Origin of the sequence: Synechococcus sp. PCC 7336 (genome assembly GCF_000332275.1) — a bacterium.
GTDB lineage: Bacteria > Cyanobacteriota > Cyanobacteriia > Thermostichales > PCC-7336 > PCC-7336.
Genome location: NZ_CM001776.1, coordinates 2,167,993 through 2,189,794 on the forward strand (window position 1 = coordinate 2,167,993; position 21,802 = coordinate 2,189,794).

Genomic DNA, 21,802 nt, shown 5'->3' on the forward strand with positions numbered 1-21,802 from the left:
TATGACCGCTTCTTCTGCCACCCCTGCTGAAGTCACCCCCAACGCTCCAGAACCCAAATATGGGGAAGAGGCGATCGCAGGCAACCAATTCGTCACCTTTCCAAATCCTCGCGAGGGGCGCGACTACACCGTACACATCACACTGCCGGAGTTCACCTGCAAATGCCCTTTCTCGGGCTATCCCGACTTCGCCACCTTTACGCTAACCTATACCCCCGGCCCCTCAGTGGTGGAACTCAAGTCCCTCAAGCTCTACATCAACAGCTACCGGGATGTCTACATCGCCCACGAAGCTGCGACCAATCAGATTTTGGATGACATTGTTGCTGCTTGCCAGCCCGTGCGCGCTCGCCTCACAGGAGATTTCAATCCGCGCGGTAACGTCCATACCGTCGTGGAGGTGAGCTACGAGCGCCCCGATAGCGACAGTTAGCCCCTGCGAGATTGTCATGACTCAGACTCTGCACCTTCCCGCCACCGATTTTGCGATCGCCCTTGCCCCCCTGTCTCTTTCAGCAGTCTATGCAGCAGCAAACCATCCAGGCAATGGAGCAGTTGTCGTCATGAGTGGGACGGTGCGCAATCAAACGGACGGACAGCCGGTACGGTATTTGGAATATCAGGCTTATCAGCCGATGGCTTTAAATGTATTTGCAGATATCGCTCGTCAGATTGGCGATCGCTGGCCAGAGGTTAACGCGATTGCGATCCATCACCGCATTGGTAAGTTACAGATTGGCGAGATTAGCGTCTTGGTGGCGGTGGGGATGCCCCATCGTTCGGAGGCGTTTGCGGCCTGCCAGTTCGCGATCGACACCCTCAAGCACAATGCGCCGATTTGGAAGAAGGAACATTTTGCCGATGGCAGCAGCGAATGGGTGAGTATTGGGGCTTGCGAGCTGGATGCCGATTGACTGCTACTCGTTTTCTGCATTGGCCCCTCCGGGTTTGGGGCGATCGCAGTCAGTTAGACATCGCCGAGCCAGGTTTCCCGACCTGAATAACGGCCTGCTACTCAACCGCGACATCTCCTGTCCAGATCGAGTTCTCTAAGATGCAAATCGCCAGTCGATCTTCAATGTCCAGCTCGTTTTGTAGCATTACGCTACGCAAATGACTTTGGCGATCGCGCAACAGTATCTTTCGGTTCATGGATTCCCGCACGATGGTTTTTACACTTAATGCGTACATGATCTTTCAAGGCCAAACAACTTCTGCGCTCTTATCTATTCCCAGATTTCATGCGTTATTACATAGATTTTTAATGAACTTATAAGCCTATGTAAAGCATCCGTAAGTACAACATTTAACTGTAGTCGAGCAAATTATTTTTATACGCATTTAAGCTTGTAGAGTACGGACTGATGGGGGAAACTGGCCAGCAACGATCGAGGTCGAGGCTGGTTGTTTATGTATTTTTCTTAAGGACTCCGCTTGTCGGTGGCATTTAATCAGTCGCATCGGGTGGTGGGAGATCGCCAACCCTGGCTTTGCGTCTCAAAAAGGCTATGTGTAGGTCTGACCTGCTGTCGCTCGCTTCCTTAAAAAGTGTGCTGCCATCACTGGCAGCAGCACGAGCAAGTAATCAGGTTGACTTCAACATACGCTGGGGGTCGAGCTGAAGCGATCTCGAGCGATATGAAGTCGAAAGGAATGGTCTGGTTAGTGGTAACTTACCCTAAAAGCATCAGAAACTGACATCTGAAATTTCTCAATGACAGAATTCCTAGTGGTGTTTAGCCAGTCTGGGCTGTGACTCGACTTTGAAAAGGATACCCAAATACTGAAGTTTTTGTTCTCATCCCGATGCGCTCTCGCTACAATTGCGCGGACAACCCCAGTTGCATGCACCCATTAGGCATATTTTGGATGGCATGGAACGTGTCGGTTAGTTGTGAAATCGAATTCCATACCGATAAAATCGACTAAAAAGTTTTTTCTGGAACTCGTTCTCGATCTTTGATTCCCCTTTTGCCCGCGAATCCCATAGCGGCATCCCTCAATCTATCGTGATGTTTTGCCAGGGGACTGGCTGTAGGTCGACATGGGTGGAGATAATCAATAGATAGCAGCACAAGTTTTGGACTCCTACAGCGTGAGCGCAATCGAACCACTATTGGGACAATCGGCCCGAGATCTGACGGCATGGGTTGTGGAGCGAGGTCAACCGAGCTTCCGGGGCAAGCAACTGCACAATTGGATTTACAACAAAGGGGTGCGATCGCTGGCCGATATCACTGTGTTTTCAAAGGCTTGGCGCGAGCGAGTGCAGGATTCTCCAGTGGGGCGATCGGAGATTGTCGAGCGCTCCGAATCTCGGGACGGTACGGTGAAGCTCCTGTTGGGCTTGGAGGATGGAGAAACGATTGAGACCGTCGGTATCCCCAGCCGCGATCGCCTGACCGTCTGCGTCTCGTCACAGGTGGGCTGTGGGATGGCCTGCGATTTTTGCGCCACGGGCAAGGGGGGGCTGAAACGCAATCTGGCGGTACACGAAATCGTCGATCAAGTCCTGACGGTGCAGGCGGAGTGCGATCGCCGCGTCAGCAATATTGTGTTTATGGGCATGGGGGAACCCCTGCAAAATTTCCCTAATGTGCTCTCGGCCCTGCGCTGTTTCAACGAAGATATCGGCATCGGTCAGCGGCATATCACCGTTTCGACCATCGGCATTCCCAAACAAATTCGCCGCTTTGCCCAACAGCAACTGCAGGTCACCTTGGCGGTTAGCTTGCACGCCCCCAACCAGTCGTTGCGCCATCAGCTAATCCCCTCTGCCGATCGCTATCCGATCGAGCGCCTGATTGCCGACTGCCGCGCTTATGTGGATATTACCGGTCGTCGAGTGAGTTTCGAATACATTCTGTTGGGGGGCGTCAACGATGCCATCCAACATGCCGAGCAATTGGCAGATTTAGTCGGAGGCTTTCAATCCCACGTCAATTTGTTGCTGTACAATCCGATTTCCGAGGCCGATTATCAGCGCCCCGCCCCCGATCGCGTGGAACGATTTTTGCAGCGCTTGCAGGAGCGGCGGGTGGCGGCGAGCCTGCGGCGATCGCGCGGCCTCGATCGAGATGCCGCTTGCGGCCAGTTGCGGCGCAGGCAGTTAACGGGGCTGTCGGGATAGGTGAGTGGGTTGGCGGGCTTGCAATTCCCGGCCCGGTTGCAGGAGGGCGATCGCATTTGCGTGGTGCTGCCGAGCGGCGGCGTAACACTGGCAGACCTAGAGCCGGGACTGCAGTATTGGCGGCAATGGGGATACGAGGTGGTGTCGCTAGTACCGCAGGAGTCGAGCGAACTGGAGTATTTAGCAGGAACTGATGGGGCTCGGCTGAACTCCCTCCAAACGGCACTGGACGATCCGCACTGTCGGGCAATTGTGTGCGGGCGAGGGGGCTACGGGGCGACGCGGCTGTTACCCCATTTGGACTGGACGCAGTTTTGTCAGTCTCCCAAATGGATTGTGGGGTTTTCGGATATTACGGCGCTGTTGTGGGCGGCGGCGCGGCGCGGGGTAGCCAGCGTTCACGGGCCAATTGTAAAACATATGCCGTTGGAGTCCGATGTCTCTCGAGATCGCCTGCATGGCTGGCTGACGCAGGGGTATGTGGATTCCCTGCAGGGTCTTGTTTGGTCCGGCGGGACCGCTACAGGACTGCTGATGCCTGCCAATTTGACGGTTGCGACTGCATTGCTCGGTACTCGGGATTGGCCGTTGGCCGATCGACCGGCGATCTTAGCGATCGAGGATATTAACGAAGAGGCGTATCGGCTCGATCGCCTGTTAACCCAATGGCGCAATGCAGGCGCATTCGAGGGTGTGGCGGGAATTGCGTTGGGACGGTTTAGTTGGTCGGACGATTGGCACGAGCCGGTGCCTTATTCTGCCGAAGCTGCGTTGCGCGATCGCCTGTTGGATTTAGGTATTCCCATCGTTGCCCAGTTGAAATTCGGCCACGGGGAGGGGGACAATTTGGCGTTGCCGGTGGGGGCGATCGCCCGCTTGGATGGCGATCGGGGCAGCTTGAGTCTGCTGGAAGCGACCCCTCCTATCAGTTGAATTGGCAAGGGAGGGCGACCGCCCGCTGCAGTTGCTCTAGATAGTCCTCCTGCGGGACAGCAATAGCTCCAAAGCGGTCTAAATGGGGATTGCTCAGTTGGCCGTCGCAGAGAATAAAGCCCCGCTGGCGGAGATGTTCGACTAATTTCACCAAGGCCACCTTCGAGCCGTTGGGGATGGCGTAGAACATGGATTCGCCGATATAAGCCCCGCCGATGGCAATTCCCAGTAAGCCCCCCGCCAAGCGATCGCCTTCCCACGCTTCGAAACTGTGAGCCCAGCCCCGCTCGTGCAATTGAAAGTAGACGGTCGCCAATTCGTCACTAATCCAAGTGCTGTCGCGATTGGCACAGCCTTCCACGACGCGATCGAAGGCACGATTGACATGTACGCTAAATTGGTTTCGGTTGAGGACTTTGCGCAACGAGCGCGGATAGCGGAAGCGATCGTCGAGGGGAATCAAGCTGCGCTCTGTGGGGGTGCCGTACCAGCCGAGATTGCCGCGACCGTCATCCATCAGGAAGTAGCCGCAAGCGTACCCCTGCACAATTTGCGCAATGTCCCAGGTCACCATATGTCTGGCTGAACCCTCGATAGAGCAATTTTCAGGTGGGCGGTGTAAGCTCTAATTTTCAAACCTCGAGCCTCCAAGCTCTTTCGGTACAGAATGTATATCACTAACCTAGAAAATGTTCTAACAGTGACAGACCTTTATTCTCGCCACAATTAGGGCAATCGATTGGGTTTCAAGATGGCGAAAGCACCTTCTCCGGCGAAACAACGGGCTGCGACTGCCTCCCCTGCTGCATGGAAACGGTTCTCACTGGGGGCGATCGCGCTCCTGGGCGGCACGCTCCTCGCCCTCGGCGCGGGCTATGCAATGCTCGAACGCAGTTTGCCGTCGGTGTTGCCCCTGGAAGCAGGGGTGGAATCCGGTCAGTTCGATCGCCCTGACGGTATTTTGCCCAACCCGCCAGTGGAGGTCGATCGCCTGCCCGAAGTCATGGTGAATGCGGTGGTGGCGATCGAAGACCGACGGTTTTACCAACATGGCGGCGTGGATTGGCCGGGGATTGTGCGGGCGGCGATCGCCAATGTCGCGGCAGGGGCTTTGCGGGAGGGGGGCAGTTCAATTACCCAACAACTGGCCAAAAATCTTTATTTGTCTCCCGAACGCACTTGGCAGCGCAAGCTCAAAGAAATTGTGCTGGCAAGAGAAATTGAATCTGTGCTGACCAAGTCTGAGATTGTGGCCTATTATCTCAACCGCATTTACTTTGGCAGCAATGCCTACGGGATTGGGGCAGCAGCCGAAGTGTATTTCGATAAGCCTGCAGAGCACCTCACGCTGGGGGAGGCTGCTTTGCTAGCCGGATTGTTACCGGCTCCCAGTGTCTATTCCCCCCATGTCAATCCCGATATTGCCCGGATGCGGCGGGATCTGGTGTTGGAGGAAATGGTTGAGAACGGTTTCATCTCGCCAGCAGCAGCGGCAGCAGCGAAGACATTATCCTTGCGGGTGGTGCCGTTGCGATCGCTCCGACCGAGCCTCGATTGAATGACAAGCGATTGCCTGAAGCGACTATCGATTGCCCGAAGCAAGGGGGGGTTCGACAAACACGCCCATTTGACGGAACTTGTGGTATCGCTGCTCGCGCAACTGTCTGCCGCTGAGAGCAGATAATTCATTGAGATGGCGAATCCAGGCTTGTTTGAGGGTTTCGGCAGCTTCTAGTGGGGCACGGTGGGCACCGCCAATGGGTTCTGGCAAAATTTCGTCAATCACCCCCAAACCCTCGAGATCTCGGGCGGTAATTTTGAGGGCCTGGGCGGCACGGCCCGCCTTACTGGCGTCCTTCCATAAAATAGCGGCGCATCCTTCGGGCGAAATCACCGAATAGACAGAATGTTCGAACATCAAGATGCGATTGCCAACGCCAATGGCCAGTGCTCCCCCCGACCCCCCTTCGCCAATGACGGTACAAATCACCGGCACTTCCACCTGAAATAGCTCCCGTAGGTTAACGGCGATCGCCTCCCCTTGACCCGTCTGTTCCGCCTCAATGCCCGGATAAGCCCCAGGCGTATCGATCAGGGTCAAGATGGGCAGAGAAAAGCGATCGGCATGTTGAATTAAACGCAGGGCTTTGCGATAGCCGCCGGGGTTGGGCATGCCAAAATTGCGCAGCACGTTGTCTTTGGTATCGCGACCTTTTTGATGTCCCATCACCACCACCGGGCGCTCGGCCAAGCGGGCTAGGCCCACGACCAAAGCAGGGTCGTCACAACCGTGGCGATCGCCGTGCAGCTCGAACCAATCGTCGCAGATGGTCTGAATGTAGTCGAGGGTACTGGGGCGACGGGGATGGCGAGCCACCTGCAGCCGCTGAGCGGGAGACAGGCGCAGAAAGATTTCCTTGCGCAATTCGGCGGCCCGATGTTCGAGCTGCTGAATTTGCTCGGAGGCTTCCAGTTCGTTATCCTCTGCCAGCGCGCGGATCTCTTCAATTCGCTGTTCTAGATCGGCAACGGGTTTTTCGAAGCTCAACAACAGGCGATCGGATGACTTCGTCATATGGATAGCAACTTGAGTGACTGCAGGCCCCCACCTATCTAGAATAAGCCAGTGACTGTCAGCTAGTAGGATGGCAATCGTAACCCTGTTATCGAGCTGCGGCCATTGGGATGGAAGCAAAGGGCATAGGAACCAGTGCTGAGGCTAACCTCACTCCAGCTCGTCGGGATTCACCCCCAGAGAACGGAGATACGCCAACAGTTTCTCTTTCTCCTGACGTTCCTGCTCCAGTAACGACTCTGCCTGCTCGGCCCGCTGACGCTCCCAAGCCGCCGTCTCCGTATCGGTGGGAATCCAATCCCCAGCGCTGCTGTACCAGCGCAACCAAGCCCGCTCGATTCCCTCGTATTCCCCCTGCCAAACCCCCAGCCCCAAGTCCAGTGCTGGTATCCAGAGTCGCCGTTCCGCGATCTCCAATGGCCGATAGCTTCCCCCCACTAACTCGAACGCCCTCAACTGGTCCGTATAGCGATCGAACACCACGTAGTAGGGCACTTTTAGGATTTGTTCGTACACCTCCCACTTGGTGGGAGGACGGTCGGCCTGACGCTCGGTTGCACCCAAATCTTCCCGCTCCGTGCCGGGGGATAGCAGTTCGACCACCACAGAGGGACTCACCCTTTCCTGCCAAATGACATAGCTCAGTCGCAGGTCAGCTCCGCCATACAGGCGGGGGACGCCCAAGACCAAAAACCAGTCGGGTCGCTTGTGCCAGAGGGGATGGTGGATGTCGTAATAGAGGTTGAGGTCCGTGCCGGTAAAGCGGTTGTCTGGTGCGTATTGGGAGAGGCGCAGGGTGGCACTCAAAAGCTGGGGTTGCAGGTTGTGAAATTCGTCAGGCAAACCGGGTTCTGCGGAATCTTCGCTGGGAAGATCGTACATGCTGGGCAGGGGGTTTCGCTGGTACTGCGGCAGGGAAGGTTTGGCGGCGGTCATGGGCTGTGCTGCAGGGGGATTGGCAGAAATAGAGGGGATTTGGCCCTATTGTAACTGGGGGGATTCTGAGGGCGATCGCCTTCCATCAGCTCAGCAACAGCGAGTCATGCGAGAGGACAAGGAAGCAGTGCTAAGGCCGACCTCGCTCCAGCTCGTCGGGATCCACCCCCAAAGAGCGGAGGTAGGCCAACAAGTTCTCTTTATCCTGACGCTCTTGCTCGAGCAACGACTCTGCTTGTTCGGCCCGCTGTTGCTGTTGCTCGGCCCGCTGTTGCTGCTGCTCGGCCCGCTGACGCTCCCAAGCCGCCGTCTCCGTATCGGTGGGAATCCAATCCCCAGCACTGCTGTACCAGCGCAACCAAGCCCGCTCGATTCCCTCGTATTCCCCCTGCCAAACCCCCAGCCCCAAGTCCAGTGCTGGTATCCAGAGTCGCCGTTCCGCGATCTCCAATGGCTGATAGCTTCCCCCCACTAACTCAAACGCCCTCAACTGGTCCGTATAGCGATCGAACACCACGTAGTAGGGCACTTTTAGGATTTGTTCGTACACCTCCCACTTGGTCGGAGGACGGTCGGCCTGACGCTCGGTTTCACCCAAGTCTTCCCGCTCCGTGCCGGGAGATAGCAGTTCGACCACCACAGAGGGACTCACCCTTTCCTGCCAAATGACATAGCTCAGTCGCAGGTCCGCTCCGCCATACAGGCGGGGGACGCCCAAGACCAAAAACCAGTCGGGTCGCTTGTGCCAGAGGGGATGGCGGATGTCGTAATAGAGGTTGAGATCCGTGCCGGTAAAGCGGTTGTCTGGTGCGTATTGGGAGAGGCGCAGGGTGGCACTCAAAAGCTGGGGTTGCAGGTTGTGAAATTCGTCAGGCAAACCGGGTTCTGCGGGATCTTCGCTGGGAAGATCGTACATGCTGGGCAGGGGGTTGTGCTGGTACTGCGGCAGGGAAGGTTTGGCGGCGGTCATGGGCTGTGCTGCAGGGGGATTGGCAGAAATAGAGGGGATTTGGCCCTATTGTAACTGGGGGGATTCTGAGGGCGATCGCCTTCCATCAGCTCAGCAACAGCGAGTCATGCGAGAGGACAAGGAAGCAGTGCTAAGGCCGACCTCGCTCCAGCTCGTCGGGATCCACCCCCAAAGAGCGGAGGTAGGCCAACAAGTTCTCTTTATCCTGACGCTCTTGCTCCAGCAACGACTCTGCTTGTTCGGCCCGCTGTTGCTGCTGCTCGGCCCGCTGTTGCTGCTGCTCGGCCCGCTGTTGCTGCTGCTCGGCCCGCTGTTGCTGCTGCTCGGCCCGCTGTTGCTGCTGCTCGGCCCGCTGACGCTCCCAAGCCGCCGTCTCCGTATCGGTGGGAATCCAATCCCCAGCACTGCTGTACCAGCGCAACCAAGCCCGCTCGATTCCCTCGTATTCCCCCTGCCAAACCCCCAGCCCCAAGTCCAGTGCTGGTATCCAGAGTCGCCGTTCCGCGATCTCCAATGGCCGATAGCTTCCCCCCACTAACTCGAACGCTCTCAACTGGTCCGTATAGCGATCGAACACCACGTAGTAGGGCACTTTTAGGATTTGTTCGTACACCTCCCACTTGGTGGGAGGACGGTCGGCCTGACGCTCGGTTGCACCCAAATCTTCCCGCTCCGTGCCGGGGGATAGCAGTTCGACCACCACAGAGGGACTCACCCTTTCCTGCCAAATGACATAGCTCAGTCGCAGGTCAGCTCCGCCATACAGGCGGGGGACGCCCAAGACCAAAAACCAGTCGGGTCGCTTGTGCCAGAGGGGATGGTGGATGTCGTAATAGAGGTTGAGGTCCGTGCCGGTAAAGCGGTTGTCTGGTGCGTATTGGGAGAGGCGCAGGGTGGCACTCAAAAGCTGGGGTTGCAGGTTGTGAAATTCGTCAGGCAAACCGGGTTCTGCGGAATCTTCGCTGGGAAGATCGTACATGCTGGGCAGGGGGTTTCGCTGGTACTGCGGCAGGGAAGGTTTGGCGGCGGTCATGGGCTGTGCTGCAGGGGGATTGGCAGAAATAGAGGGGATTTGGCCCTATTGTAACTGGGGGGATTCTGAGGGCGATCGCCTTCCATCAGCTCAGCAACAGCGAGTCATTCGAGAGGGCTTCGCCGCGCAATTGTTCGAACATGCGCAATAGGTCGGGTACGTCCAAACTGGCCCGTTCTGCCCCCGACACGTCGAAAACGATACGACCCTCGTGCAGCATTAGGGTGCGATCGCCCAAGTCCAATGCCTGCCGCATACTGTGGGTCACCATCAAGGTGGTCAGTCCCTTTTCGGCCACGATCGCCCGCGTCAAGTCGGCGACGTAGACAGCAGTTTTGGGATCGAGGGCGGCAGTGTGTTCGTCCAGCAATAAAATCTCGCGATTGGCTAGGGTGGCCATGAGTAAACTGACCGCCTGCCGCTGACCGCCCGAGAGTAGCCCCATGCGATCGCCGAGGCGATTTTCCAGGCCCAAGTCGAGCCGTTCGAGATGGCTGCGAAATTCCACCATCATACGGCGGTTGAGGGCTCGCCCGAGCGAGCGCCGCTGGCCCCGCCGGTAGGCTAGGGCCATATTTTCGGCAAGGGTGAGATGGGCGCAGGAGCCTGCCAGGGGATCTTGAAAGACGCGGGCCACTAGGCGGGCGCGTTTGGGGGCGGGCCAGCGGGTGACATCGCGACCGGCGATGGTGATGCTGCCGCGATCGCAGGCGATATCTCCGGCAATGGCCCCCAATAAAGTGGATTTGCCTGCGCCGTTACTGCCAATCACCGTGACGAACTGGCCGGAGGGGATGGTCAGACTCATCCCCTGCAGCGCCCGCGTTTCCATTGGGGTGCCGGGATTGAAGGTGACCTGGAGGTGCTCTGCCGAAATCACGAGACAGTTTCCTTGCGGCGGAGGAGCTTGAGGGGGTTGCGGGCGTTGGGTAAGACGAGGGCTAGGGTGACTAAGACGGCGGTGACGAGGTTGAGATCCTGAGCTTGCAGGCCGATCGCATCCACATTCAGGGCAAAGGCCACCACAATGCGATACACAATCGACCCCGCCACTGCCCCCGTAGTGGACAGCCACACCCATCCCCCCGGCAATAGCGATTCCCCAATAATGACTGCGGCTAAGCCAAACACAATCGTGCCCACTCCCATCGTTACGTCGGCAAATCCAAAGGTTTGGGCAAACAGTGCCCCTCCGAGTGCCACCAACCCGTTGCTGAGGCCCATGCCCAACAGCGTGGCTGCACCAGTGGAAATGCCTTGGGCGCGAGCCATGCGCGGATTGGCTCCGGTGGCGCGCATGGCTAATCCCATTTCGGTGGCTAAAAACCAATCGGTGGCGAATTTGGCGGCGATCGCGATCGCCAGCAAGACGAACAGTTCGATATAGCGCTCGGGCAGCCAATCTCCCCAACGTTCGAGGGGAGTGTAAAGGGTGGATTGTCTCAACAGCGCTACATTCGGTCGCCCCATGACCCGCAAGTTAATCGAATAGAGCGAAATCATCGTCAGGATGCTAGCCAGTAAGTTAAGGATTTTGAGCTGGACGTTGAGCCAAGCGGTGACTAACCCGGCGATCGCCCCGGCCAGTATCGCCAGTGCCGTTGCCGCATAAGGGTTCCAGCCCCCCACAATCAGGGTGGCGGCGACTGCGCCCCCCAAGGCAAAACTGCCATCTACGGTCAAATCGGGAAAGTCCAGCACCCGAAAGGACAGATATACCCCCAGCGCCACCAGACCGAAAATCAATCCGGTCTCGATCGCCCCTACCAGTGCCGTCCAGCTCACCCGACCCCTCTATTCCGCTTCTCGCATAATCGCATCCGCTCGCGCCAGCACTGCGGCGGGGATATCCACTCCCATCGCCGCCGCCGCCTCGAGGTCGATCGCCAGTTCGAGTCGATCGATCGACTGTACTGCAATAGTGCCGGGATCTTCCCCCTCCAGTACCCGCACCACAATTGCCCCCGTTTGGCGACCGACATCGTAATAGTCGAACCCCAGCGCGGCGATCGCCCCCCGCGCGACTGAATCAGTATCTCCTGCAAAGACGGGCAGTTGATTTTCTCGACCCACTAACACCACAGACTCGAAGGCTGAAATCACCGTATTATCTGTCGGTACGTAGATGGCATCGCTGCGGCCCACCAAACTTTCGGCTGCTGCGGCCACATCGCTCGATCGCGCAACAGTGGCTTTGACAATATCGAGCCCCCGCTCGGGGGCTTCGGCCTCCATGAGTTTGACGAGGCTGGCGGAATTATCTTCTCCGGCGTTGAAGATAACCCCAACGGTTTGTGCTGTGGGGACAATTTCGAGCAGCAGATCGAGTTGAGAGCCAATTGGAGTGAGATCGGTGACGCCTGTGGCATGTCCTCCCGGAATCTCCAGACTATCGACGAGGGAAGCGCCTACGGGATCGGTGACGGCAGAGAAGATGACGGGAATCTCTCGGGCAGCCGCGACAGCCGCTTGGGCAGAAGGAGTGGCGATCGCCACGATGACATCGGGCTCGTCTCCGACAAATTTGCTGGCAATTTGAACAGCGGTGGTGGGGCTGCCTTGGGCACTTTCCCAAGTCCACTGCAGGGTGTCGCCGATAACATAGCCCGAGGCGGCCAATTCGTCGCGAATGCCGTCGCGGGCAGCATCGAGGGCAGGGTGTTCCACAATTTGAGTCACCGCCACTGACAGGGTCTCAGTTCCTGCGGCGGGGGTGTTTGGGGCAGGGGTGCAGGCAGATAGGCTCAACCCGGCGACGACTAAAAGTACAGATGCACTGCGGAGCCGAGGGGGGGCGATCGCGATCGCTGCAAGAATCGGGGTCAGTCTGGCAATCATGGTTAGGCCGGAGTTGATTCGGTTATACCCCAGATTGGGGATGTTCTTAGCAGGGGAATCTGCGTTTCAACTGCGATCCCCAAAATCTAAAGGCTTTATTGAGCCATAGTGGTGACTCATTTAAAGGTCGGCCATAATAGTGCCAAAGTGGCCCCAACAGGGGTCGATTACTCCATATTTATGGTGACCGCTATGGACAAGGTCAGAATATACACCATCAAGCGCCAGTTGGGACTGCCCAGGTGCCAGCCAATTCTCGATGCTTGTAACGAGCTGAGAATTCCGGTGAAGACGGCTAGCAGCACGTTAACGAAGGCACAGGCGTTACAGGTGGTGGAGTGGCTGCAGGCGGAGACTGCGAAGCAAAAGGTCCAGCCTACGGCGGCTCCCGATCGGGGCAGTAATGGTGCGCCGGAAATCTATAAGAATGGCAATCGCTCGTTTATGTTGAAGGTGACTGGCCTGAAGGGGGCGGGAATGCGCAAGGCGGTGATGAATATATCGGTGCCGTTTGGTCGTTTGGGGGCTGAGATTCAGCGGCTGAATCGGTCGAATGCAAAGATTTTAGAGGTGAATACGGTTTGGTCGGACAAATGATCTGTGCGGAGAGGCGCCCTCGATCGGTTTCCTACACCTAAGAATTAAATAGGATTTCGCAACTCCATTTGCTAGGATTGTGAGGCTATCTATGGAACGTCACACTTGACTAAAGCTGTCGAGATACCCCCGACCGTTGATGTCTTCTTGCAAGAGCTTGCCACCATTCAACAAGCGGGGCCAAAGCGTATTGCTATTCTGGGAAGTCGCCACGTCCCCATTACCCATCAATACTTGATTGAAATGCTCAGCTACGCGCTGGCATTAACGGGCAACCGCATGCTCACTTCGGGGGCTCAAGGGACCAATTCTGCCGCTATTCGAGGCGCTATGCGGGCAGACGAGGGCGCGCTGACCGTGATTTTGCCCCAAAGTCTAGACAAGCAGCCCGCAGAGTCGCGCGCCCAGCTCGAAAGCGTGATGCACTTGGTGGAGCATCCCGAAAATGACCATCTGTCGCTGGCTGAGGCCAGCTCCCTCTGCAATACCGAAATTATTAGTAAGTGCCAGCAGCTCATTTGCTTTGCGTTCCACGACAGTACCACCCTGCAAGAAGCCTGCGCCTATGCTGAAGACCAACATAAAGTGGTGACGCTGTTTTACTTCGATTGAATTTGTAGTTTGACGATAGGATTCCCCTGCTGTGCAAAAGACCGATTGAGCGCACTGTGCTGATGGGCGTTGAGTTGTCCTGGGAAAGTGGAATTGAACTCGCGATCGCGATAAATTGGGGTTTCGACAGTCGTCCGCAACCCCATCGTCAGACGGCAGTGTCGAACAGCCCAGTGGTAAAGCGCATCGCCCGATCTTGGGGAGCCCAGACATGACCAGTGCCACCGTCGAGATTCTCGATGCAGCCGAAGTGCGACGCACCCTCACCCGCCTTGCTTCAGAAATTATCGAACACCATCCCGATCTCAGCCGCGTCGTGCTATTGGGTATCCGCACCCGTGGTGTCCCCCTCGCCCATCGCCTAGCCGACCAAATTCAGCGGCTAGAGTCTGGAGCCTTTGGTGCCGAATCCGCCGATTCATCCTCCACTCCAGGCACTGCTCCCGAATTTGCGGCTCCCCACATCGATGTTGGCGCGCTCGACATCACCTTCTACCGCGACGATCTCGAGCGCCTTCACATGCGCACCCCTCGCCCCAGCGATCTGCCCTGCGATATTACCGATCGCCAAGTGATTCTCGTGGACGATGTCATCTATAGCGGTCGCACCATCCGAGCGGCTCTAGAAGCCGTCAACGGTTTCGGTCGCCCCGAGCTCGTGCGCCTAGCGGTTCTGATCGATCGCGGCCATCGCCAATTGCCCGTCCATCCCGACTATGTGGGCAAGCAGCTACCCACCTCTCTCTCCGAAAGCATTCGCGTTCACGTTACAGAGATTGATGGCAAGGATCGAGTATTTTTAAAGCGCGCGGAAGCAATCTAGAGAGCATCGATACAAGCCCTCATCCCGAGCCCTCGCCCATGAACGAACGGCAAATTATCTTCTCTCCCTCCAGCCTGCTGACGATTGTGACAGCGGTCGCTTCAATCGTGCTGCTTTGGCAGTTGCGGGGGTTGTTAGTGCTGCTCATGGTCGCGATTGTGATGGCCTCCTCAATCGCTCCGATTGTGGATTGGGCGGAACGGCGGCGGATACCTCGCTGGCTATCGGCTCTGGTGGTGTATTTGCTAGCAATTTTAGGGTTGGTGGGGGTCTTCTTTCTGATTGGCCCGACGGTGCTGGAACAATTGCAACGGTTGTTCCGACAGTTGCCGATTGTGTCCGAAAAACTGGTTAGTCTCTTGGATGAACGGCTCAGCCCAGAAGATGCCGCCCAATTAACTGACCTGGTGCGCCAAACCCTCAACTTTCAGGCCTTAACTCGGTGGACCTTTCAGACCAGTCAAGAACTCTTGCTGCGCTCTTACAGCATTACGCGCGGCATCGTCGGGGCCGTTTTGAGTTTAATCCTGGCTCTCTTTCTCTCGGGATACATGGTGGCTGACAGTCGGACGTTGGTGCGGCGCTTGGTGCGCTTGCTGCCCGACCCCTGGGACCGCAGGCTCTACGGCCAAATGGGTAACGTGGGCAATCGCATGGGCACCTACATTCGCGGGCGGCTGCTGGTCTCGATCGTATTGGCCATTGCGACCTCGCTGGGATTGCGCGGTTTGGGACTGGCGGAATTTTCGCTCGGCCTGGGGGCGATCGCTGGAGTCACCAATCTGATTCCCTTTCTGGGGCCAATTTTGGGAGCGATTCCAGCACTGGTGGTGGCGATCGCGCAAGGGGGATGGACCGTTTTGTGGGTACTGCTGTTTTATGTGGTGTTACAAAACCTAGAGACTTACGTGCTCGATCCCCTCTTGGTGGGGACGGCGGTGGGGATACATCCCCTCTACCAGTTGCTGGCCGTGTTGGGCGGGGTGCAGGTACTGGGGATTTTAGGAGCGTTGATTGTTCCCCCTTGGTTTGCAGGGGTATCAGTTTTGGTGGATAACCTCTACCTCAAACCCAAATTGAAAGCCGAACGGCTGGCTAAATCCGAGCTATCCCAGGCCAAAACTGCAGATGCTGTCGGGATCGATCGGCCCTAACCCAACCTGCCTCGAACCCGAACGGCATCTGCCAATTCTCACTGAGTCCGCCCTGCCCCACCTGAGTTCGATGATTCTGCATGGCCCCCATTAAGATTTGCAGGCGTAGTAGCGCAGTTTGAATTCTCGCTGCCGCAGTTTGTGGTCCACAATCGCCTGCGGATAACCGCACCCCTGCCGTTCGAGTGCTCCGAGCCTGTTCGCGTCGAGCAATTGCGGCAGATCGAGTCCAGCCAATTCTGGAACGTATCGGCGAATGTACTCCCCCTCGGGATCGTAGCGTTTGGCTTGGGTGGATGGATTGAATATACGTAGCGGCTTCCGGTCGGTGCCCACACCGGCACTCCACTGCCAGCCGCCGTTATTGGCAGCTAAGTCCCCATCCACCAACATTTGCATGAAATATTGCTCTCCCCAGCGCCAGTCGAGCAGCAGATCTTTGGTCAAAAAGCTGGCCACAATCATGCGACAGCGATTGTGCATCCACCCCGTTTGGTTCAACTGGCGCATGGCGGCGTCCACGATGGGGTAGCCCGTTTGACCGCTGCACCAGGCTTCAAAGTTAGCCCGATCGGTATCCCATTCGAAGCACTTGAATTGCTGCTGAAAGACCTGTGTTTCTAGCTGGGGCCAGTGGTAGAGGGCGTGCTTGTAAAATTCGCGCCACGCTAACTCCTGCCGCCAAGTTTTGAGACTGGTTTCCCCCTCGTCACTGCGAATTTCTGGCTCGGCATCGACAGTGGCTTGCCACACCTGTCTGACTCCAATCGTGCCCCAGCGCAAGTGCGGGCTCAAGCCGGATGTGCCGTCGCAGGCGGGTAAATTGCGCTGACTGCGGTAATCGAAGATCGCGCCGCTGCTCCAGAATTGGTCCAATCGCTCTAGGGCCGCCGATTCTCCAGCAGTCGGTAGCTCTTGCTGGCAGCTAAACCCGAGATCTGCCAATGTCGGTAGGGGAATGGAGGAAATATCTGGGGCCTGCAGGCGATTGGGAGCTGAGTAGGGGGCAGGTTTGGGCCTGCTCGACCAATTGCGCCAAAAAGGACTGTAGACGGAGTAGGGTTTACCGGCTCGAGTGGCGATCGCCTCTGGTTCGTGCAGCAACATATCTTGAAACGATCGCGCTTCAATACCATCAGCCGTCAATCCCTCGCGCACTTGTCGGTCGCGGGCGATCGCATAGGGTTCCACATCCTCATTCCAGAACGCCGCCGCCGCACCGCTGTCTCGCGCCAGTTGTCGCAACACCGCTAGCGGCTGGCCCTGCCGCACCACGAGACGGCCCCCTCGACTGGCGTAATTTTCCTGCAGTTCTGCCAGCGATGCCAACATAAATTGCACCCGTGCGGGGGCCGTATCGGCCCTGTCCAAGATGCCGCGATCGAGGATAAACACCCCCAACACCCGCGCATATGCTTGGGTCGCCATATGGAGCGCAGCATTGTCGTGCAGGCGCAAATCGCGGCGATGCCACAGCAGGGCCAACGCGTCCCGAGTCATGCCAATTTCTCCTTGCTAGCGGGGTCCAATCAATTCTCAGTCCAGAAGCGATCGGATAGATATTTATCTGCGCTATCGCACAAAATGGTAACGACAATCCCTGCTTCTAACTCGCGGGCGATTTCGATCGCCGCTAAGACATTGGCTCCGGCTGAAATACCTACCATAAGCCCTTCTTCGCGGGCAAGGCGCTTCACCATCTGCTGAGCGGCCTCGGTGGAGATTGCAATTTGGCGATCGGGCACGTGTGGGTCGTAGATGGGGGGAACGATCGATGTTTCCATATGCTTGAGACCTTCCAAGCCGTGAAAGGGGGAATCGGGCTGCATGGCCACAATTTGAATGGCTGGATTGAACTGCCGCAGGCGGCGACCCACTCCCATACAGGTACCGCTAGTGCCCAAACCGGTGACAAAGTGGGTGATTTGTCTTTCGGTCTGTTCGTAGAGTTCGACAGCGGTGGTATGGTAATGGGCTTTCCAGTTAGCAGGGTTGCTGTACTGATCGGGATAGAAATAGCGTTCGGGGTTGGCTTGGTAAATCTCTTTGGCCTTGAGAATCGCCCCATCGGAGCCTTGACCGGGATCGGTCAGGACCAGTTCGACGCCATAGGCCGACAGAATTTTTTTGCGTTCTTCGCTGGCATTAGAGGGGAGGGCTAGTTTGACGCGATAGCCTTTGGCGGCTCCAATCCAGGCATAGGCAATGCCAGTGTTTCCAGAGGTAGAATCTAGAATCACCTTGTCCGGCGTGAGAGCCCCCGATTGCTCCCCGGATTCAATCATGTTCAGGGCGGGGCGGTCTTTGACCGAGCCGCCGGGGTTAAACCATTCTGCTTTACCGTAAACCTTGACGGTGGGCGGCAGATCGGCCGCGACTCGCCTGAGACGGATTAGGGGGGTGTTGCCGACGAGTTCGAGCGGACTTTCGACAGTAAGTGCAGCAGGTTTTGTGTCACGCTGAAGCACGAGAGAACCCCTAGAAACGCTTCTTGAGTCTATCGAATGGTGGGTTCGGGAGGCTATAGGACTCCCAGAATCTTTGATTTGGCAGCGGGAGACACGGATCTCTCGAATGTTCCGAGGGGTTCGATGCCGCCACAAAACATACCTCGAGAACTATGGCTCTACCGGGATTGCGATGCAGGGTGAGTCAAGAAACGCCCTCAATCCTTTAAACGTATGATTTTCATCTAAAAGCTACAGACTATTTAAAATTATGTTCTAAAGAAGTTCCAGATCTTTGCTGGAGGTTACCTCGCCGGAACGCTGGTCGAGTCCTTAAGGCTTGCTGTTGATTTCTACGATCGCCTCTCCTTGGCGCAATCGTTTTAAGGCGTCAGGCAAGATGGCAGTTAGCAGTCGTCTGAGATTGCGGTTTGTGACGTTGCCGCAGGTGAGCCACAAAATTTGATGTGGAGATCCCAATCAACATACTAAGTCAATAAAATCACTCTCTTTCGTCATAACCACAGCACTCTCGGCTCGTGCTGCTTCGAATATTTCGATATCTCGAGCATCCCGCAGTTCTAAATCGCGCAATGCAGTAGCTTCTAAATCAAAGCTGTTTGCCAACCAACTTGCAAGGGTTGGAGGTAGTTGAGCGTCGATCCAAATCTTCATGCCGTCAGTCTAGGAAAATCTGTAGGGCGCGCTGCAAAGATTAGGCAAGCTTGAATATCGGCTAGTTCGAGATCGGGAAAGTCTTCTAAAATTTCAGTAGCACTAATGTTCTCAGCCAACATTTCTAAAATATCGGTGACTCGAATGCGCATCCCTCGAATGCAGGGACGCCCGCCGCACTGGCCGGGGGTTTGGGTAATGCGATTCAACAAGCCAGTCGCTGAGCTCATGGGGGTGTCTGCCAGTAGATTGGTTTGCCTCTATCCTATCGAGTAAGGACTATGACCCACTGGGATCGATATCGATCGTCTGGGGTAGCGATCGCGTCGTACTCAAGCCATTTCGTTCGAGCTCCACCTGCACGATGCCACTGCGGATGGCAGGGGTATTGCGATCGATGCGAATTTGTCCTCGATAAACGCCAGGGGCAACTTCCTGCATCTCGACATCCGGCAACACATTTAAAATTCGGAAGACCGCCCGACCTCGCTGCTCCCCCCGCATGTTCACCTGTAACACGTCATCGGGCTGCAAGGGGCGATCGCCTGTGTTGGCAGAGATGGCAAAAATCAATGGCTGTCTCCCTAGCCCCGGCACGGCATCGCGGGGATCGGGACTGGGGGTGGGGGCCGGGTTAACGGCTTGGGGAGTAGGTCTCGGAGCAGGGGTAGGTCTCGGGGTGGGGGTGGGCCTCGGGGCACTCGCGACTGAGGCTCCATTAATGACAAAGGGCAAGGTTTCTCGGTGCTGCACCCCCAAACCATCTTTGACGAGGATCGCCCGCAGCGTAGGGCTGTTCGCGAAGTGGTTACTAGCGACCACGTAGGTGCCTTCGTAGATTCCCGGCTGGACTTCGCGCATGGGCTGCTCGATCGCCAGATTGCCAATGTCGAAGCGAGCCACTCCGCCAGCATCGCCGCGAATATTGATGGTAAAAATATCCCCTTGTCGCAAATCTCGAACGGGACCGAAGCGGATGCCGGTTAGGGTGGGGCGGCCTGCCGCGCTGGGGGTACGGGGGCGCGTGACGGGGGGAACTGGAGCGGGCAGGCTGGGGGGACTATTGATGGGAGGAGGCCCAGTGGGGTCGAGGGCATTGCCGAGGGCGAGTTGGGGGAACTGACGCTGGCGGCGGGTGACCTCGCCATTGAGCTCCAATTGGACGCCGATGGAAGGATTGGCAATAAAGTCTGCGTTTGTCGGGACGTAAGTGGCTCGGTACAGACCCGTTTGGACCTCCTGCATGGGGAGTTCGATCGAGCCTGCCAGCAGAACTGTGCCCCGGCCTTGAGGGGTGCCTCTGGCTTCAATCACCAAGGAGCCCCCGGGGGGAACTCGTCCCGAGGCCGGAGTGACTTGAATATCGGTCAGTTCGGGTTTGGGCAACGCCTCGGGGGCCAGTTGGGCGACAGCGGGAGCGAGCGGACGCACCTGTCGTCGAAACGCCAGGGCTTGGTGCAGCATGACCACACCCTCCCCCCGCGTCAAAATCAAGTTGGGGTTCAGTTGAGCGGGGTCGGGATGGTTGACAATCAGTCCGGCTTGTCCGGCTAAGGCAATGAAGGGGCGACCAATATCGGGAACCGCCACGCGATCGCTATATAGCACCAGCCAGCGATCGACCTCTGCATTAGAGGGAGCTTCGAGCTGGAGAGCTCTGACGAAGATGGCGATCGCCTCCAGTTTGGTCAGATCTCCTTCGGGACGGAAGCGATCGCCCTCAAAGGCGCGCATGATGCCTGCTTGCAAGACCGCCTGAGCAGTCCAATAGTCGGGCGAATCAATTTCCATATCGGCAATGGGCAGGCGCTGTTGGGGGTTGGCGACAAAGCCAAAAAATTCCGCCAGCCACTGGGCCAATTCGATGCGGGTGAGGGTATTGTCCAGCGGTTGCGATCGCAGCACCAGGCTGGTTTGGGCTTCTAGAGCCGTTGCGTAGGGCTCAGTCCAGGCCACTCGATTGGCCGGTTGGGCTCGCGCGGGACTGAGGAAAGGGAGTTGGCCGAGGGGCGATCGCGATGGGATAGAGACCGTTGCCAGCCCCAGCCAGAGGGAGGTGGCAGCTAGGGTCAGCGCGGCAGTGCGGCGGATGGAAGGTGCGGGCATTGGGACTGGTGTGCGTTTGCTTGCCAGCTTATCGCAGCTCTTGTGGCTTGTTCTAAGACTTGAGTGCGCTGCGGACTGCGGTTGGGCGTAGAATTTGCTCCGTTAGTCTAGAGAGCTCCGTTAGTCTAGAGAGCTCCTTTAAGCTAAGGACAGTGGCGGAGGTTCTCCATGTCGGGTTTTCTGACACAGCAGTGGATTGTGGCTTTGGCGCTCAATGGCGCGATCGCGGCTGTAGGCTTGCTGAGCGAACAAAAGGCGCTCACCCGGTCTGGCACGATACACGCGGCCATCTTGGGCGCGATCTTGTGGGGCTGTTTGGGCTGGCCGGGATATGCGATCGTAGCTGTCTATTTCATTCTCGGTACGGCAGCGACCAAAGTGGGGATGGCCCAAAAAGAAGCTCAGGGGATTGCCGAAAAGCGAGGGGGGGCTCGCGGTCCCGAAAATGTTTGGGGGTCGGCCCTGACGGGGGCGGTTTGCGCGATCGCCTTTGCCTTCTGGCCCAATCCCCTCTGGAAATTGGGTTTTGCAGCCAGCTTCGCAGCTAAGTTGGCCGATACCGCCAGTAGTGAAGTGGGTAAAGCCTACGGCAAGCGAACGTTTTTGATTACCTCCTTCAAGCCCGTGCCCCCCGGTAGCGAAGGGGCGATCAGTTTGGAAGGCACGCTGGCGGGTTGGATTGCGGCTGGAGTTTTGACGGGACTGGCGGCGGTCTTGCAGGTGGTACCGCCCAACTGGTGGTGGGTCTGTTGGGGGGCGGCAGTGTTAGCCACCACCATAGAAAGTTGGATGGGGGCCACCATTCAACCGCTGTTTGACTGGCTCACGAACGAGGCGATCAACGGCATTCAGACCGCGATCGCCGCCGCGATCGCCATCCTCGGCGTTGTGTTGTTGCGCACCCAAGGATTCAATTTTTGAACAGTCCTGTTGAAATCATTCAATCGCAGCGGGATGACGTGCTAGTTTGGCA

General features: G+C 57.1%; 24 protein-coding genes. 10 read left to right on the forward strand and 14 right to left on the reverse strand.

Annotation, left to right across the window (positions count from 1 at the left end):
• Position 1: 1 nt before the first annotated feature.
• The 4 genes from queF to SYN7336_RS10375 all read left to right on the forward strand — a co-directional run bounded on the left by queF (position 2) and on the right by SYN7336_RS10375 (position 4,063).
• Entirely contained in the window at positions 2-433 is a 432-nt protein-coding gene (gene queF, locus SYN7336_RS10355; RefSeq protein WP_017325868.1) for a preQ(1) synthase, read from the forward strand.
• Between the two features lie 16 nt (positions 434-449).
• Positions 450-914: a molybdenum cofactor biosynthesis protein MoaE gene (locus SYN7336_RS10360; protein ID WP_017325869.1), complete on the forward strand. Its 465-nt coding sequence runs from the start codon at positions 450-452 to the stop codon at positions 912-914.
• A gap of 1,181 nt (positions 915-2,095) precedes the next feature.
• Positions 2,096-3,130, forward strand: a complete 1,035-nt coding sequence (gene rlmN / locus SYN7336_RS10370) for a 23S rRNA (adenine(2503)-C(2))-methyltransferase RlmN (protein ID WP_017325871.1) — start codon at positions 2,096-2,098, stop codon at positions 3,128-3,130.
• Positions 3,131-4,063: an LD-carboxypeptidase gene (locus SYN7336_RS10375; protein ID WP_017325872.1), complete on the forward strand. Its 933-nt coding sequence runs from the start codon at positions 3,131-3,133 to the stop codon at positions 4,061-4,063. It abuts the gene before it with no gap.
• On the opposite strand, the gene aat is transcribed toward SYN7336_RS10375, so the two are convergent.
• The gene (aat, locus tag SYN7336_RS10380) at positions 4,056-4,634 is read right to left on the reverse strand and encodes a leucyl/phenylalanyl-tRNA--protein transferase (protein ID WP_026100877.1); all 579 of its coding nucleotides are present in this window, start codon (positions 4,632-4,634) and stop codon (positions 4,056-4,058) included. The genes SYN7336_RS10375 and aat overlap by 8 nt on opposite strands.
• Positions 4,635-4,814: 180 nt before the next feature.
• Here aat and SYN7336_RS10385 point away from each other — a divergent pair, with 180 nt between their 5' ends.
• Positions 4,815-5,621 carry a transglycosylase domain-containing protein gene (locus SYN7336_RS10385; RefSeq protein ID WP_017325874.1) on the forward strand — a complete coding sequence of 269 codons (807 nt, stop codon included), beginning with the start codon at positions 4,815-4,817 and terminating at the stop codon, positions 5,619-5,621.
• 24 nt (positions 5,622-5,645) lie between these two features.
• Here SYN7336_RS10385 and SYN7336_RS10390 read toward each other — a convergent pair whose 3' ends face one another.
• The 7 genes from SYN7336_RS10390 to SYN7336_RS10420 all read right to left on the reverse strand — a co-directional run bounded on the left by SYN7336_RS10390 (position 5,646) and on the right by SYN7336_RS10420 (position 12,415).
• Positions 5,646-6,638: an acetyl-CoA carboxylase carboxyltransferase subunit alpha gene (locus SYN7336_RS10390; RefSeq protein ID WP_017325875.1), complete on the reverse strand. Its 993-nt coding sequence runs from the start codon at positions 6,636-6,638 to the stop codon at positions 5,646-5,648.
• A 150-nt stretch (positions 6,639-6,788) separates the two neighbouring features.
• Positions 6,789-7,574, reverse strand: coding sequence for a Uma2 family endonuclease (locus SYN7336_RS10395; RefSeq protein ID WP_017325876.1), 786 nt, complete (start codon positions 7,572-7,574; stop codon positions 6,789-6,791).
• Positions 7,575-7,704: 130 nt separating this feature from the next.
• Positions 7,705-8,544, reverse strand: coding sequence for a Uma2 family endonuclease (locus SYN7336_RS10400; RefSeq protein ID WP_017325877.1), 840 nt, complete (start codon positions 8,542-8,544; stop codon positions 7,705-7,707).
• A 130-nt stretch (positions 8,545-8,674) separates the two neighbouring features.
• The gene (locus SYN7336_RS32840; protein ID WP_017325878.1) at positions 8,675-9,577 is read right to left on the reverse strand and encodes a Uma2 family endonuclease; all 903 of its coding nucleotides are present in this window, start codon (positions 9,575-9,577) and stop codon (positions 8,675-8,677) included.
• 85 nt (positions 9,578-9,662) lie between these two features.
• Positions 9,663-10,457: an ABC transporter ATP-binding protein gene (locus SYN7336_RS10410; RefSeq protein WP_017325879.1), complete on the reverse strand. Its 795-nt coding sequence runs from the start codon at positions 10,455-10,457 to the stop codon at positions 9,663-9,665.
• The gene (locus SYN7336_RS10415; RefSeq protein WP_017325880.1) at positions 10,454-11,362 is read right to left on the reverse strand and encodes an ABC transporter permease; all 909 of its coding nucleotides are present in this window, start codon (positions 11,360-11,362) and stop codon (positions 10,454-10,456) included. The genes SYN7336_RS10410 and SYN7336_RS10415 overlap by 4 nt, the downstream gene beginning before the upstream one ends.
• Before the next feature lie 9 nt (positions 11,363-11,371).
• The gene (locus SYN7336_RS10420) at positions 11,372-12,415 is read right to left on the reverse strand and encodes an ABC transporter substrate-binding protein (RefSeq protein WP_017325881.1); all 1,044 of its coding nucleotides are present in this window, start codon (positions 12,413-12,415) and stop codon (positions 11,372-11,374) included.
• A gap of 111 nt (positions 12,416-12,526) precedes the next feature.
• Between SYN7336_RS10420 and SYN7336_RS10425 the strand changes: the two genes are divergently transcribed.
• From SYN7336_RS10425 to SYN7336_RS25355, 4 genes are all read left to right on the forward strand, one after another.
• Positions 12,527-13,012, forward strand: coding sequence for a phycobilisome linker polypeptide (locus SYN7336_RS10425; RefSeq protein WP_156820110.1), 486 nt, complete (start codon positions 12,527-12,529; stop codon positions 13,010-13,012).
• A gap of 105 nt (positions 13,013-13,117) precedes the next feature.
• Positions 13,118-13,624 (forward strand): hypothetical protein, encoded by a 507-nt coding sequence (locus SYN7336_RS10430; RefSeq protein ID WP_017325883.1) that lies wholly within the window; start codon positions 13,118-13,120, stop codon positions 13,622-13,624.
• Positions 13,625-13,835: 211 nt separating this feature from the next.
• Positions 13,836-14,447: a bifunctional pyr operon transcriptional regulator/uracil phosphoribosyltransferase PyrR gene (pyrR, locus tag SYN7336_RS10440; protein ID WP_017325885.1), complete on the forward strand. Its 612-nt coding sequence runs from the start codon at positions 13,836-13,838 to the stop codon at positions 14,445-14,447.
• Positions 14,448-14,485: 38 nt separating this feature from the next.
• On the forward strand, positions 14,486-15,601 hold the full coding sequence (locus SYN7336_RS25355) for an AI-2E family transporter (protein ID WP_017325886.1): 1,116 nt from the start codon (positions 14,486-14,488) through the stop codon (positions 15,599-15,601).
• 90 nt (positions 15,602-15,691) lie between these two features.
• On the opposite strand, the gene SYN7336_RS10450 is transcribed toward SYN7336_RS25355, so the two are convergent.
• From SYN7336_RS10450 to SYN7336_RS10470, 6 genes are all read right to left on the reverse strand, one after another.
• Positions 15,692-17,101, reverse strand: coding sequence for a deoxyribodipyrimidine photo-lyase (locus tag SYN7336_RS10450; protein WP_017325887.1), 1,410 nt, complete (start codon positions 17,099-17,101; stop codon positions 15,692-15,694).
• Positions 17,102-17,130: 29 nt separating this feature from the next.
• Positions 17,131-18,069, reverse strand: a complete 939-nt coding sequence (locus SYN7336_RS10455; RefSeq protein ID WP_017325888.1) for a PLP-dependent cysteine synthase family protein — start codon at positions 18,067-18,069, stop codon at positions 17,131-17,133.
• A 312-nt stretch (positions 18,070-18,381) separates the two neighbouring features.
• On the reverse strand, positions 18,382-18,528 hold the full coding sequence (locus SYN7336_RS32270; protein ID WP_227498638.1) for a hypothetical protein: 147 nt from the start codon (positions 18,526-18,528) through the stop codon (positions 18,382-18,384).
• On the reverse strand, positions 18,529-18,723 hold the full coding sequence (locus SYN7336_RS32275) for a DUF5615 family PIN-like protein (protein WP_017325889.1): 195 nt from the start codon (positions 18,721-18,723) through the stop codon (positions 18,529-18,531).
• Positions 18,720-18,953 carry a DUF433 domain-containing protein gene (locus SYN7336_RS10465; protein WP_017325890.1) on the reverse strand — a complete coding sequence of 78 codons (234 nt, stop codon included), beginning with the start codon at positions 18,951-18,953 and terminating at the stop codon, positions 18,720-18,722. Before SYN7336_RS10465 ends, SYN7336_RS32275 begins: the two co-directional genes overlap by 4 nt.
• 49 nt (positions 18,954-19,002) lie before the next feature.
• Entirely contained in the window at positions 19,003-20,829 is a 1,827-nt protein-coding gene (locus SYN7336_RS10470) for an S-layer homology domain-containing protein (RefSeq protein WP_017325891.1), read from the reverse strand.
• Between the two features lie 168 nt (positions 20,830-20,997).
• Here SYN7336_RS10470 and SYN7336_RS25365 point away from each other — a divergent pair, with 168 nt between their 5' ends.
• Complete coding sequence (locus SYN7336_RS25365) at positions 20,998-21,750, forward strand: TIGR00297 family protein (RefSeq protein WP_017325892.1); 753 nt, start codon at positions 20,998-21,000, stop codon at positions 21,748-21,750.
• The last annotated feature ends 52 nt before the right edge of the window (positions 21,751-21,802 follow it).

Bases quoted from the DNA above. Each gene is read 5' to 3' on its own strand.
- queF (WP_017325868.1), top strand. From the start codon at position 2: ATGACCGCTTCTTCTGCCACCCCTGCTGAAGTCACCCCCAACGCTCCA.
- SYN7336_RS10360 (WP_017325869.1), top strand. From the start codon at position 450: ATGACTCAGACTCTGCACCTTCCCGCCACCGATTTTGCGATCGCCCTT.
- SYN7336_RS10385 (WP_017325874.1), top strand. From the start codon at position 4,815: ATGGCGAAAGCACCTTCTCCGGCGAAACAACGGGCTGCGACTGCCTCC.
- SYN7336_RS10390 (WP_017325875.1), bottom strand. From the start codon at position 6,638: ATGACGAAGTCATCCGATCGCCTGTTGTTGAGCTTCGAAAAACCCGTT.
- SYN7336_RS10395 (WP_017325876.1), bottom strand. From the start codon at position 7,574: ATGACCGCCGCCAAACCTTCCCTGCCGCAGTACCAGCGAAACCCCCTG.
- SYN7336_RS10400 (WP_017325877.1), bottom strand. From the start codon at position 8,544: ATGACCGCCGCCAAACCTTCCCTGCCGCAGTACCAGCACAACCCCCTG.
- SYN7336_RS32840 (WP_017325878.1), bottom strand. From the start codon at position 9,577: ATGACCGCCGCCAAACCTTCCCTGCCGCAGTACCAGCGAAACCCCCTG.
- SYN7336_RS10420 (WP_017325881.1), bottom strand. From the start codon at position 12,415: ATGATTGCCAGACTGACCCCGATTCTTGCAGCGATCGCGATCGCCCCC.
- pyrR (WP_017325885.1), top strand. From the start codon at position 13,836: ATGACCAGTGCCACCGTCGAGATTCTCGATGCAGCCGAAGTGCGACGC.
- SYN7336_RS25355 (WP_017325886.1), top strand. From the start codon at position 14,486: ATGAACGAACGGCAAATTATCTTCTCTCCCTCCAGCCTGCTGACGATT.
- SYN7336_RS10450 (WP_017325887.1), bottom strand. From the start codon at position 17,101: ATGACTCGGGACGCGTTGGCCCTGCTGTGGCATCGCCGCGATTTGCGC.
- SYN7336_RS32275 (WP_017325889.1), bottom strand. From the start codon at position 18,723: ATGAAGATTTGGATCGACGCTCAACTACCTCCAACCCTTGCAAGTTGG.
- SYN7336_RS10465 (WP_017325890.1), bottom strand. From the start codon at position 18,953: ATGAGCTCAGCGACTGGCTTGTTGAATCGCATTACCCAAACCCCCGGC.
- SYN7336_RS10470 (WP_017325891.1), bottom strand. From the start codon at position 20,829: ATGCCCGCACCTTCCATCCGCCGCACTGCCGCGCTGACCCTAGCTGCC.
- SYN7336_RS25365 (WP_017325892.1), top strand. From the start codon at position 20,998: ATGTCGGGTTTTCTGACACAGCAGTGGATTGTGGCTTTGGCGCTCAAT.